A 12,639-nucleotide genomic window follows, 5' to 3' on the forward strand; every position below is an offset into this window, starting at 1 on the left:
GTGAGTATGAGGTTGGCAAGTCTCAGTCATAGCCGCAAGTGATCGTTCCCATGCTTTGCGTGGGAATGCAGCCCGGGACGCTCAGCGTCCCAAGCGGACGCAGAGCGTCCAGTGAGGCATTCCCACGCAGAGCATGGGAACGATCAGTGTCCAGGCCGATCCTTGCCACTAACCGGCATGACACCGCCGGTTTTTCGTCTTCAAACCATTTCAGATTCTCCCTCCGATCCCCTCAAGTCCCCTGTTTACCGGGCCTTCGCCCGCCAATAAAAAGTTGGTCTGCAAATTGCTTATGGCTGAGCAGTACAGCGGTGGGCGGCAAACGTCCGGCATGCAGAGGAAACACAGTGGACAAGTACCTTTATGTGGCAATGACCGGCGCCAGCCAGAACGCACTGGCGCAGCGGGCGCATGCCAACAACCTGGCGAACATCTCCACCAACGGCTTCCAGCGCGACCTCGAGCAGGCGCGTTCGATGCCGGTGTTCGGTGACAGCTTTCCGGCGCGCGCGTTTGCCATGAGCGAACGTCCCGCCACCGACTTCACGCCGGGCTCGCTGGTGCAGACCGGGCGTGAACTCGACGTCGCGGTATCCGGCAACGGCTTCATCGCCGTGCAAAACCCCAGCGGTGGTGAAAGCTACGTGCGCACCGGCAGCCTCAACATCGACGCCCTCGGCGTATTGCGCGCCGGCAACGGCATGCCGGTGATCGGTAATGGCGGCCCGATCGCCGTGCCGCCCGAGCAGCAGGTCGAAGTCGGCGAAGACGGCACCATCAGCATTCGCGCGATGGGCGAAGGCCCCCGCGTCATGGCCGAAGTCGACCGGATCAAGCTGGTCAACCCGGACATCAAGAACATGAACAAAGGCCTCGACGGTTCGATTTACACCAAGGACGGCCAGCCGGCGCAAGCCGACGCCAACGTCAAACTGGTCTCGGGTTTCCTTGAGTCGAGCAACGTCAATGCCGTGGAAGAAATGACTTCGGTGCTGGCCCTGGCCAAGCAGTTCGAGTTGCACGTCAAGATGATGAACACCGCCAAAGACGACGACCAGGCCATGGCTCGGGTCTTGCAGATCAGCTAATTATCAGAACGTCGCGCCGTAAAACAGGCGCACGAGGAGAATCGAATGCTTCCGGCTCTATGGGTTGCCAAAACCGGTCTGTCCGCCCAGGACACCAACCTGACCACCATTTCCAACAACTTGGCGAACGTCTCGACCACGGGTTTCAAACGTGACCGTGCCGAGTTCCAGGACCTGCTCTATCAGATCAAGCGTCAGCCAGGTGCCCAGTCGACCCAGGACAGCGAACTGCCGTCGGGTCTGCAAGTGGGTACCGGTGTGCGCATTGTCGGCACCCAGAAAAACTTCACCGCCGGCAGCCTGCAAACCACTGAGCAGCCGCTGGACATGGCCATCGACGGTCGCGGTTTCTTCCAGATCCTGCAGCCGGACGGCACCACGTCCTACACCCGTGACGGTACTTTCCACCTCGACTCCAATGGCCAGATCGTCAACGCCAGCGGTTTCGCCCTGGAGCCGGCGATCATCATCCCGAACGATGCGCAGACCTTCACCGTCGGCCGTGACGGCACCGTGTCGATCACCATCGCCGGCAACCCGGCCTCGCAAGTGATCGGCAACCTGCAGACCGCCGACTTCATCAACCCGGCCGGCCTGCAAGCCGTGGGCAACAACCTGTTCCTGGAAACCGCTGCTTCCGGCGCGCCGCAGGTCGGCACCCCGGGCCTGAACGGTTTCGGTACCACGCTGCAGAACACCCTGGAAACCTCGAACGTCAGCACCGTTGAAGAGATGGTCAACATGATCACCACTCAACGCGCCTACGAGATGAACTCCAAGGTGATCTCCACCGCCGACCAGATGCTCTCGTTCGTAACGCAGAATCTGTAATCCAGTCTTTGGGGCGGCCTGAGGTCGCCAGCAACACCGTGAGGTAGGGTCATGAAGCGCTTTGTATCTGTTCTGGCATTGAGTGGGGTCGTCTCGCTCGCGGGCTGCGTCGCCCCGACGCCCAAGCCCAATGACCCTTACTACGCCCCGGTGTTGCCGCGCACACCGTTGCCGGCGGCTGCCAACAATGGCTCGATCTATCAGGCCGGCTTCGAGCAGAACCTGTACAGCGATCGCAAGGCGTTCCGGGTCGGTGACATCATCACCATCACCCTGAACGAGCGCACCCAGGCGAGCAAGAACGCCAACTCGCAGATGGACAAGAACAGCGATAACTCGATCGGGCTGACCTCGTTGTTCGGCTCCAGCCTGACCACCAACAACCCGATTGGCGGCGGTGACCTGAGCCTGAACGCCGGCTACAGCGCCGACCGTTCGACCAAGGGTGATGCCAAGTCCGGGCAGAGCAACAGCCTGACCGGTTCGATCACCGTGACCGTGGCCGACGTGCTGCCCAACGGCATCATCGCCGTGCGTGGCGAGAAGTGGCTGACGCTCAACACCGGTGACGAACTGGTACGCATCGCCGGCATGGTCCGCGCCGACGACATCGCGACCGACAACACCGTGTCGTCGACCCGTGTCGCCGATGCGCGCATCACCTACTCGGGTACCGGCGCGTTTGCCGATACGAGTCAGCCAGGCTGGTTCGACCGTTTCTTCCTCAGCCCGCTGTTCCCTTTCTAGGTGGCTACGTTGAATCTGAAAAGCCTTATGGTGGCCGCGTTGTTGATGTCTGCGGCGTTCACCGCACACGCCGAGCGGCTGAAAGACATCGCCAGCATTTCCGGCGTGCGCTCCAACCAGTTGATCGGTTACGGCCTGGTGGTCGGGCTTAACGGCACCGGTGACCAGACGACGCAGACCCCGTTCACCCTGCAGACCTTCAACAACATGCTCTCGCAGTTCGGCATCAAGGTGCCGCCGGGATCGGGCAACGTGCAGTTGAAGAACGTCGCGGCGGTGTCGGTGAGTGCCGATCTGCCAGCGTTTGCCAAACCGGGTCAGCAGGTCGACATCACCGTGTCCTCGATCGGTAACTCCAAGAGCCTGCGTGGCGGCACCTTGCTGCTGACGCCGCTCAAGGGTATCGACGGCAACGTCTATGCGATCGCTCAGGGCAACCTCGTCGTTGGCGGTTTCGACGCTGAAGGCCGCGATGGTTCGAAGATCACCGTCAACGTTCCGTCGGCCGGTCGCATCCCTGGCGGTGCGTCGGTGGAACGTGCGGTGCCGAGCGGTTTCAACCAGGGCAACAGCCTGACGCTGAACCTCAACCGCTCCGACTTCACCACCGCCAAGCGCATCGTCGACAAGGTCAACGACATGCTCGGCCCTGGCGTCGCCCAAGCCATCGACGGCGGATCGGTGCGGGTGACTGCGCCGCTGGATCCGAGCCAGCGCGTCGACTACCTGTCGATCCTGGAGAACCTCGAAATCGATCCGGGTCAGGCGGTGGCAAAAGTCATCATCAACTCGCGTACCGGCACCATCGTCATCGGCCAGAACGTGAAAGTGTCGCCAGCCGCCGTGACCCACGGCAGCCTGACCGTGACCATCACCGAAGACCCGATCGTCAGCCAGCCGGGCCCGCTGTCCAACGGCCAGACCGCCGTCGTGCCGCGCTCGCGAGTGAATGCCGAACAGGAAGCCAAACCGATGTTCAAGTTCGGCCCGGGCACCACCCTCGACGAGATCGTCCGTGCGGTGAACCAGGTCGGCGCGGCACCGGGTGACCTGATGGCAATTCTCGAAGCTCTGAAGCAGGCCGGCGCATTGCAAGCCGACCTGATCGTGATCTGAGGCCGGCCACCATGGATATGCGCAAAAGCGGTCTGGTCAGCAGCAGCGATTCGGGTTCCTACTCCGACCTCAATCGTCTGAACCAGCTGAAGGTCGGCGACAAGAACAGCGACGAAAACATGCGCAAGGTGGCGCAGGAATTCGAGTCGCTGTTCCTCGGCGAAATGCTCAAGTCGATGCGCTCGGCCACCGAAGCGCTCGGCCAGGACAACCCGCTGAACACGCCGGCGGCCAAGCAGTATCAGGAAATGTACGACCAGCAACTGGCGGTTTCCATGTCGCGGGAGGGCGGTGGTATCGGCCTGGCCGACGTGCTGATCCGGCAGATGTCGAAGAACAAACCGATGGCGCCGGGCGAGGCTGCCGCCGCGTCCGCCGCCAAGCAGCAGGAAGCGCTGGCCAAGGCCGCCGCCGTGCCGACGCCGATTGCCGCCGGCACCGTCGCCACCGGTCCGCTGTCCCGCGTCAACGGCGAGCGTCCGTTGTGGGCATCGCGCTCGGTGCATGTGCCGAACAACACCGATATTTCCCATCGCAACGACATGGCGCTGATCAACCAGCGGCGTCTGGCATTGCCGCCGAAACTGGCCGATCGCTTGCTCGCTGGTCTGGTGCCGTCGGCGCCGAGCGTGGCCACTGCCAGCACTGCGGCCGCAGCGACCAACGCCTTGCCGCAACGTGCTGCGACTACCGCCGTCACAGGCTCCGGCGCTTTGTACAACGGCGACTGGCTGGCCCGTGCCGAAGAGCAGAAAGCCGCTGGCGGGCAGATGCAGGTCTACGGCCGCGCCATGGCGCAGATTCCGCTGGCACCGGCGAAAAAGGCCTTCAGTTCCGCCGACGAATTCGTCAACACCATGCTGCCGATGGCCAAGGAAGCCGCCGACCGCATCGGCGTCGATCCGCGTTACCTGGTGGCGCAAGCGGCACTGGAAACCGGTTGGGGCAAATCGGTCATGCGCGCCCAGGATGGCAGCAGCAGCCACAACCTGTTCGGCATCAAGGCGAGCAGCAACTGGAAGGGCGATTCGGCCCGCGCGATCACCAGCGAGTTCCGCAATGGCGCGATGGTCAAGGAGACGGCGGAGTTCCGTTCCTACGCCTCGTACAAGGACAGCTTCCACGATCTGGTGACGTTGCTGCAGAGCAACAATCGCTATCAAGAAGTGCTGAAGTCGGCCGATAACCCAGAACAGTTTGTACGCGAGTTGCAGAAGGCCGGTTACGCCACCGACCCGAACTACGCGACGAAGATTTCGCAAATTGCCAAGCAGATGAACAGTTTTGAAAACTACGCTGCGGCGGGTGTCTCCACCACGCCTTTATAAGGCACCAGGTAATAAGGTCTGAACCATGAGTTTGCTCAATATCGGGATGTCGGGACTGTCGGCCAGCCAGTCCTCTCTGGCTACGACAGGCAACAACATTGCCAACGTCGACACCGCCGGTTATTCACGTCAGCAAACCGTGCAGGGCACCAAGTCCTCGCAGCAGTACGGCAGCGTTTTCATCGGCACGGGCACGACCCTGGCTGACGTGCGCCGGGTGTACAACTCGTACCTGGAATCGCAGCTGCACACCGCGACTTCGCTGGACAGCGAATCGGCCGCGTTTCTCAAGCAGGCGACGCCGCTGGACGCCATGCTGTCGGACACCAACACCGGCCTGACCGGTGTGCTGCAGAAATTCTTCACCTCGATGCAGGGCGTATCGACGTCGGCCACCGATGACACTTCGCGTCAGTCGGTGCTGACCGGCGCGCAGGCGCTGACCAGCCGTTTCAATACCCTGGCCAAGCAGCTCAACGATCAGAACACCACGATCAACGGCAGCCTCGGCGACATGACCGCCCAGGTGAACAAGCTCGCCACGGCGATCGCCAATCTCAACCAGAAGATCGGCGAAATCTCCACCAGTGGCGGGGCGCCGAACGACCTGCTCGACAGCCGTAACGAAGCCGTGCGTCAGCTCTCGGAGCTGACCGGTGCCCAGGTCGTCGAACGCGGCACCAGCTTCGACATTTATGTCGGCAGCGGCCAGCCGCTGGTCATCGGCAACACCACCAACAGCCTGAGCATGGTTGCGAGCAAGACCGACCCGTCGCGCATGTCGATCCAGATGGATCGCGGTTCGAGCACCATCGACATTACTTCGGTGATCAGCGGTGGCGAAATCGGCGGTCTGCTGACCTATCGCAAGGAAGTCCTCGACCCGTCGCTCAACGAGCTCGGTCGCGTCGCTCTGGTGATTGCCGATCAGATCAACAGCCAGCAAGCCCAGGGCATCGACAAGAACGGTGACTTCGGCGCGGCGATTTTCAACAACATCAACAGTGCCGCCCTGATCAGTCAGCGCAGCATTGCGAAGGATGGCAACAGCGCCGGTTCGGGCAACCTCGATGTGACCATCAAGGACACCGGCAAGCTGACCACCAGCGACTATCAGGTGACCTTCACCAGCGCTACCGATTACACCGTCAAGCGTTCCGACGGCACCGATCTGGGCGCGTTCAGCACCACGACCAATCCGCCGCCAGTGATCGACGGTTTTACCCTGGCCTTGAATGGCGGCGCGCTGAGCGCGGGTGACTCGTTCAAGATCACGCCGACCCGCAACGCGGCGGCGAGCATTCAGACGGTCCTGACCGATCCGAAGAAAATCGCTGCGGCAGGTCCGCTGACCGGCGTCGCCAGCGCCAACGGTCTGGGCACTTACACCCAGCCGACGCTCAGCGACAAGATCGACATCTACAACCCGACCGCCCAGGCTGACATGCAGGCGGCGCTGAAGAATTCAACGCCGGTCAAACTGGTCTTCGGCGCGGTCAGCGGCGGCAGCCAGTCGTACACCCTGGTCGACGCCAAGGGCGGAACGCTGGGCACCGGTACCATCGTGCCCGGCCAGTCGAACACGCTGAATCTGAAAGTCGGCATCGTCGACGCCAGCGGCAACCCGGTGATGGACACTACGGTCACGCCGAACGTGCAGAAGACCTTCACCGTGCAGACCACCGTGGGCGGCACGCCGAAAACCGGCGAGACCTTCACCATGAACCTGACCGGCGCGGCGTCTTCGGACAACCGCAACGCCCAGGCACTGGTCGCGTTGCAAACCAAACAGACCGTGGACACCGGTTCGGCGAGCAAGGGCATCAGCCTGACCGACGCCTACAACACCCTGGTGACCAACGTCGGTACCAAGACCGCCCAAGGCAAGTCCGACAGCGCCGCGACCACGGCGATTCTGGAGAACGCCAAGGGTGCCCGCGATTCGCTTTCCGGGGTCAACCTGGACGAAGAAACCGGCAACCTGGTCAAGTACCAGCAGTACTACACAGCGTCTTCGCAGATCATCAAAGCTGCGCAGGAAACTTTCGCCACGCTGATCAACAGCCTTTAAGGAGTCGTAATTCATGCGCATTTCCACCGCCCAGTATTACGGAACGCAAGCTTCGGATTATCAGCGTAACTTCAACAAGGCTGTCGCCACCGCGAGCGAGGCGAGCAGCCTGCAACGCATCAACACCGCCGCCGATGATCCGATCGGTGCCGGGCGTCTGCTGCAGCTGGGCCAGCAGGCAGCGATGCTCGATCAGTACAAGACCAACGTCAACACCACCAAAAGTGCGTTGAACGTGCAGGAGTCCACGCTGGATTCGATCACCACGGCGTTGGCACGGGCCAAGGAACTTGCGCTGGCCGCGAACAACGGCACGATCACCGACAAGGATCGCCAGGCGTACGCCTCGGAGATGGGCGAGATCCAGCAACAAGTGCTGGGCCTGATGAACGCCAAGGATGCCAACGGCAATTACCTGTTCTCCGGTTCGAAAACCGATACCGCGCCGTACTCGAAGAATTCTGACGGCACGTTCAGCTACAACGGCGACCAGACCACCATCGATCTGGGCATCGGCGACGGCATGACCGTGGGCACCAACACCACCGGTTGGGACGCGTTCCAGCAGACCATCAACACCGGCCGCACCAACACCAAGATGACTGCGCCAGCCGTCGATGACGGCCGTGTCGTGCTGTCCAACGGCACCGTCGGCACTGCCGCCAATTACGATGCCAAGTTCACTGCCGGGCAGCCGTACACCATCGATTTCGTCAGCAGCACCCAGCTGAAGATTACCGATGCGCTGGGCAACGATGTGACCGCCGAAGCCAGCCAGAATGGCCTGATCAGCAACAGCAGCGGCGCCAACCAGACTGTCAGCTTCCGTGGCGTCGACCTCAAGCTGAACGTCAACCTGAAGGCCGGCGATACCAACCCGGACGCCGTTATCGCAGGGCACAGCTTCCAGCTGTCGGCCTCGCCGGACTCGTTCACCACCACGCGTAATCCGGGTAACCCGTCGACCAGCGTGATCACCGGTTCGACCATCACCGATCAGGCAGCCTACACCGCGGCTTTCCCGCAGGGCGGCGCGGTGCTCAAGTTCACCAGCGCCACCGATTTCGATCTGTATGCCGCGCCAGTGACCGCCGACAGCAAGCCGGTTTCTTCGGGCACGGTTGCCGGCGGTAACGCCACCGCTGCCGGTGTGACTTTCGCCCTGGGCAGCGCGCCGGCCGCTGGTGATCAGTTCTCGATCCAGCCGAACAATCATCAGACCCAGAACGTGCTCGACACTCTGGGCCAGATGATCACCGCGCTGAATACGCCAGTCGACGGTGACCCGGTTGCCAAGCAGAAATTGCAGGGCGCGATGGAGGCCGGCCTCGGCAACATCGATGCCGCTGCCAATCAGATCGGCACGGCGGTGACCACCATTGGTGCCCGCGGCCAGGCCCTGGACATGCAGACCATCACCAACGACAGCCTGACCACGGCGAACAGCACGACTCAGGGTTCGATTCGTGATTCCGATCCGGCTGAAGTCATGACCCGTCTGACGCTGCAACAGACCATGCTGCAAGCCGCGCAACTGGCGTTCAGCAAGATCAGTCAGTTGGGTCTGTTCAACAAGATCTGATGGTTGGCGGGTGCGTGAGCGCCCGCCAACGTTGTGCCTCTGTTAATGATTTTTTGCGGTATCAAGGGCTCGTTTTTGCGAGCGGGCTCGTACCGCCTGTGAGCCCGCCGTGAATTCACTTCCTCTCGTCAGCATTGCCATCCCTGCGTTCAATCCGCGCTTTTTCGAGCGGGCATTGAACAGCGCCGTCAGCCAGACATACGTGCCTCTTGAGATCATTGTCTGCGATGACAGTCGTGGTCGTGAGATCGAAGGGATTGTCAGCGCTGTGGCCGAGCGCTCGGGTGTTGCCGTGCGCTATGTGCGCAACCCGCGCACACTGGGCCTGGTCGGCAATCTCAAGGCGTGCCTTGATCAGGCGCAGGGTGAATTCGTCAAGTTCATGTGTGACGACGACCATCTCTATGCCGCCTGCATCGAGCAGCAGGCGCACGAGATGTTGCGTGAGGAAGTCAGCCTGGTGCTGGCTCAGCGGCTGTTCTGGGACGCCGACGACATCATTCTGCCGGCGCGCCTTGAAAACACTTCGTTGTCACCGGCCAGCGGTCTGTTCAAGGGTGATGACCTGCTGGGCATCTTCGAAAAATTTCCGGTCAATGTGCTGGGCGGTTTCTCCAGCGCCTTGTTCCGTCGTTCGGACCTCGTCGACTTGTTGCCGGCGCTGACTCAGGACGGCCACTGCTTTGTCGCCACCCTGGATTTCGCCTTGTACGTATGCTTGCTGCGGCGCGGCAATCTGGCGATGTCGAACACCGTGCTCAGTGCCGAGCGGCTGTATCCGGAGCGCTTGAGCGCTCAGCAGCCGATGAAAGACGCGGTCGAGGTCGAGCGCGAGTGGATTTTGCAAATGCTCAAGGCGCGCAGCGGCGAGTCGGCGCCAGCGCCGGGTTGGGTGCGCTATGTCCCGCTGACCAAGGCTGACGTAATGCCGCGCGTCTGGGAAGAGCTGCCCCTGAGCCGAACGCTGGGTACCAAGCAGAGTCGCCAGGAGTGGTGCGTCGGCATCGATAGCTGGAGCTTCGCCGAACTCTACGCGCACTGGCTGCAGTGCCGCAGTCTCACTGAAGGGCAGCGCAAGTTACTGCCGGAAACTCTGGCCGCCTGGCCACAACAGCCGCGAATAGTGCCGATCGTCATTGATGCCCAGGGCAGTCGCGATGGAGTCGAGCGCACGCTTGAGGCGCTTGCTCGGCAGGACTATGCGCCTGAACTGATTCTGGTGCTGTCCGCTTCCTGTAACGAGGCGACGCTGGATGGGCGCGTGTTCCACATGCCACTGGAAGGTGACGGGCTGGGTCAGATCAACGCTCTGTTGCCCCAACTGGAGGGCGCCGACTGGTTCTACCTGTTGCAGGCCGGTGACCGGCTGATGGTGCCGGCCTTGCTGGTCATGGCTGACCGGATTGCGCACTCGCCGTCGCTCGGTTGCGTGTACAGCGATGAAGGCGGTCTGCGCGATGGTGAGTCCGTGGAACCCGCCTTCAAACCCGATTTCAACCTTGATCTGATGCGCAGCTACCCGTATGTCGGGCGCGCCTTGGCGTTCAAGCGCGAACGCTTTCTGGCGCTGGGTGGTTTTGACACGACGTTCACCGAACTGGCTCCTCACGACATGCTGTGGCGCATGGTCGAAAGCGACGGCACTCAGGTGATCGGGCATGTCGCCGAAGTTCTGCTGGAGTCGCCATTCGATCTGTCGCGGTGGTTGGCCGAGCCAGGCGTCATCGAACAGAACCCTCGTGTGCTCGAAGCGCATCTGCAACGCATTGGCGTTGCCCATGAAATCCGCCGTGGCAGTTGCCAATTGCTCAATCGTGTCGACTATCGGCACGCGCGCCGTCCGCTTGTGTCGATCATCATCGTCACCCGGGATCAGACCGCTGCCTTGCAGCGGTGTGTCGAGACCGTGCTGGAAAAAACCGCCTACGCCGACTACGAACTGCTGCTGGTCGACAACGGCAGCGAAACCGCTGAGGCCAGAGCATGGCTGGACGGCATCGCGCAATTGGGTGGTGACAGAATCCGCGTGCTGACGTACCCGCAGCCGGACAACATGGCTGCCCTGCACAATTTTGCCGTGGCCAAGGCCCGTGGCGAATATGTGCTGCTGCTCAATACCTTTGCAGTGATCACCCACGCCGACTGGCTGGACGAACTGCTCAATCATGCGCAGCGCCCGGAAGTCGGCGTGGTCGGCGCCAAGTTGTTCAACCCGGATGGTTATGTGCTGCATGCCGGCATGATTCTGGGGATGCAGGGCGCGGTCGGGCTGCCATTTTATGGACAGTCGCTGCAGTCGGACGGTTATATGTTCCGGCTGCAGGCCACCCACGATCTGAGTGCAGTCGGCGGTGATTGCCTGATGGTGCGCAAGACGGTTTTCGAGGCGGTGGCAGGGCTTGACGAAGAGGATTTGAAGCAGGCGCTGAACGTGGTGGATCTGTGCCTGCGCATCGGCCAGGAAGGCTACCTGGTAGTGTGGACGCCTTATGCCTTGCTGGCTCAGGGCGTGCGCCCGACTGTCGAGTCGACAACTGAGCAAGGCCAGCAACATTTGCACGAGCAAGAGACCTTCTACAAGCGCTGGCTGCCGCGCATTGCCCGCGATCCGGCCTTCAACGTCAACCTGTCACTGCAGGGCGTCGGAGCGACCAGTTTCAGCCTTGAGCCGGGCCTGCGTACGGGGTGGACTGCTTTTTCCAGGCCGCAATTGCCCAACGTACTCGCCGTGCCGATCAATGCCTCAGCCATTGGCCATTACCGCATGAGTCAGCCGCTGATAGAGCTGGAAGCGGCGAACCGCGCCGAAGGGTGTATTCGTTACGGCTTGCCGTCGATCATTGAAATCGAGCGTCAGTCGCCGGATGTCATCGTCCTGCAAGGGCGCTATTCCCAGGGCGCGATCGATGAAATCCCGCCGCTGAAAAAGTTCTGCCATGCCCGGCGCATCTTCGAGCTGGATGACTATGTGATCGATGTTCCGCATCGCAATGCGCATATCCGCAACATGCCCAGCAAGCAGGAAATGGAACGGATGGTGCGCCAGGCGATCAGCCTGTGCGACCGCGTGGTGGTCTCGACTCAACCACTGGCCAATGCGCTGTCGGACATGCACCACGACATTCGCGTAGTCCCCAACATGCTCGCGCAAAACCTCTGGACCGGTTTGCGGGGTCAGCGCCGCACCTCGAAAAAACCTCGCGTGGGTTGGGGCGGAGGCACCAGCCACCATGGCGATCTGGCGGTGATTGCCGATGTCGTGCGTGAATTGGCCAACGAAGTTGACTGGGTATTCTTTGGCATGTGCCCGGATGACCTGCGTCCGTACATGCACGAGTTCCACGGTGTGATTCCTCTGGACGTCTATCCGGCCAAGCTGGCCAGTCTTAACCTCGACCTGGCCCTGGCACCGCTGGAGTTTCACATTTTCAATGACTGCAAGAGCAACCTGCGTTTGCTGGAATACGGCGCCTGTGGTTATCCGGTCATCTGCACTGATACCGAAGCCTATCAGGGCTACCTGCCGTGCACGCGGGTGAAGACCAACAGCACTGATGAATGGCTGCAGGCGATTCGCATGCATCTGGCCGACCCTGACGCGAGTTATCGCATGGGTGACGAGCTGCACGAGGTGGTCATGCGCGATTATGTGTTGCGTGGTGACAATCTGCGGTATTGGGAGAATGGCTGGCTGGCGGATTGATCGTTTATATGGGCGGCTTTTTGGGGTTGCCTTTTTTTTGGGGCCTTGGCGGCCTTTGGGCCGACCAGGCGTTGGTTGGTTTGGGTGAATATCCGTTTTTTGCTGCGCTGCGGTTGGCGGTTTCGCCCTTACGGCGACTCACTTTTTTTACAAACGCCTAAAAAAAGTAAGCA

8 protein-coding genes are annotated in these 12,639 nt (G+C 61.4%); all 8 read left to right on the forward strand.

What is annotated here, in order from left to right:
- The first annotated feature begins 347 nt into the window (after window positions 1-347).
- The 8 genes from D8U82_RS11825 to D8U82_RS11860 all read left to right on the forward strand — a co-directional run bounded on the left by D8U82_RS11825 (window position 348) and on the right by D8U82_RS11860 (window position 12,466).
- Complete coding sequence (locus D8U82_RS11825; RefSeq protein WP_016771112.1) at window positions 348-1,088, forward strand: flagellar basal body rod protein FlgF; 741 nt, start codon at window positions 348-350, stop codon at window positions 1,086-1,088.
- Between the two features lie 45 nt (window positions 1,089-1,133).
- Window positions 1,134-1,919, forward strand: coding sequence for a flagellar basal-body rod protein FlgG (gene flgG / locus D8U82_RS11830; RefSeq protein WP_024012082.1), 786 nt, complete (start codon window positions 1,134-1,136; stop codon window positions 1,917-1,919).
- Window positions 1,920-1,970: 51 nt separating this feature from the next.
- Window positions 1,971-2,666: a flagellar basal body L-ring protein FlgH gene (gene flgH / locus D8U82_RS11835; protein ID WP_016771110.1), complete on the forward strand. Its 696-nt coding sequence runs from the start codon at window positions 1,971-1,973 to the stop codon at window positions 2,664-2,666.
- A 27-nt stretch (window positions 2,667-2,693) separates the two neighbouring features.
- The gene (locus D8U82_RS11840; protein WP_024012083.1) at window positions 2,694-3,782 is read left to right on the forward strand and encodes a flagellar basal body P-ring protein FlgI; all 1,089 of its coding nucleotides are present in this window, start codon (window positions 2,694-2,696) and stop codon (window positions 3,780-3,782) included.
- Between the two features lie 11 nt (window positions 3,783-3,793).
- A complete protein-coding gene (gene flgJ, locus D8U82_RS11845; protein ID WP_130902253.1) occupies window positions 3,794-5,110 on the forward strand; it encodes a flagellar assembly peptidoglycan hydrolase FlgJ in 1,317 nt (438 codons plus the stop codon).
- 25 nt (window positions 5,111-5,135) lie between these two features.
- A complete protein-coding gene (flgK, locus tag D8U82_RS11850) occupies window positions 5,136-7,181 on the forward strand; it encodes a flagellar hook-associated protein FlgK (RefSeq protein WP_130902254.1) in 2,046 nt (681 codons plus the stop codon).
- Window positions 7,182-7,194: 13 nt separating this feature from the next.
- Window positions 7,195-8,763 (forward strand): flagellar hook-associated protein 3, encoded by a 1,569-nt coding sequence (locus tag D8U82_RS11855; RefSeq protein ID WP_130902255.1) that lies wholly within the window; start codon window positions 7,195-7,197, stop codon window positions 8,761-8,763.
- 109 nt (window positions 8,764-8,872) lie between these two features.
- Window positions 8,873-12,466 carry a glycosyltransferase gene (locus tag D8U82_RS11860; protein WP_130902256.1) on the forward strand — a complete coding sequence of 1,198 codons (3,594 nt, stop codon included), beginning with the start codon at window positions 8,873-8,875 and terminating at the stop codon, window positions 12,464-12,466.
- Window positions 12,467-12,639 lie beyond the last annotated feature (173 nt).

Source organism: Pseudomonas sp. Sample_23 (genome assembly GCF_004307595.1).
GTDB classification, from domain to species: Bacteria; Pseudomonadota; Gammaproteobacteria; order Pseudomonadales; family Pseudomonadaceae; genus Aquipseudomonas; species Aquipseudomonas atacamensis.

Excerpts from the sequence above, each read along its gene's own strand:
- D8U82_RS11855 (WP_130902255.1), top strand. The coding sequence starts at position 7,195 with ATGCGCATTTCCACCGCCCAGTATTACGGAACGCAAGCTTCGGATTAT.
- flgJ (WP_130902253.1), top strand. The coding sequence starts at position 3,794 with ATGGATATGCGCAAAAGCGGTCTGGTCAGCAGCAGCGATTCGGGTTCC.
- flgK (WP_130902254.1), top strand. The coding sequence starts at position 5,136 with ATGAGTTTGCTCAATATCGGGATGTCGGGACTGTCGGCCAGCCAGTCC.
- flgH (WP_016771110.1), top strand. The coding sequence starts at position 1,971 with ATGAAGCGCTTTGTATCTGTTCTGGCATTGAGTGGGGTCGTCTCGCTC.
- flgG (WP_024012082.1), top strand. The coding sequence starts at position 1,134 with ATGCTTCCGGCTCTATGGGTTGCCAAAACCGGTCTGTCCGCCCAGGAC.
- D8U82_RS11840 (WP_024012083.1), top strand. The coding sequence starts at position 2,694 with ATGGTGGCCGCGTTGTTGATGTCTGCGGCGTTCACCGCACACGCCGAG.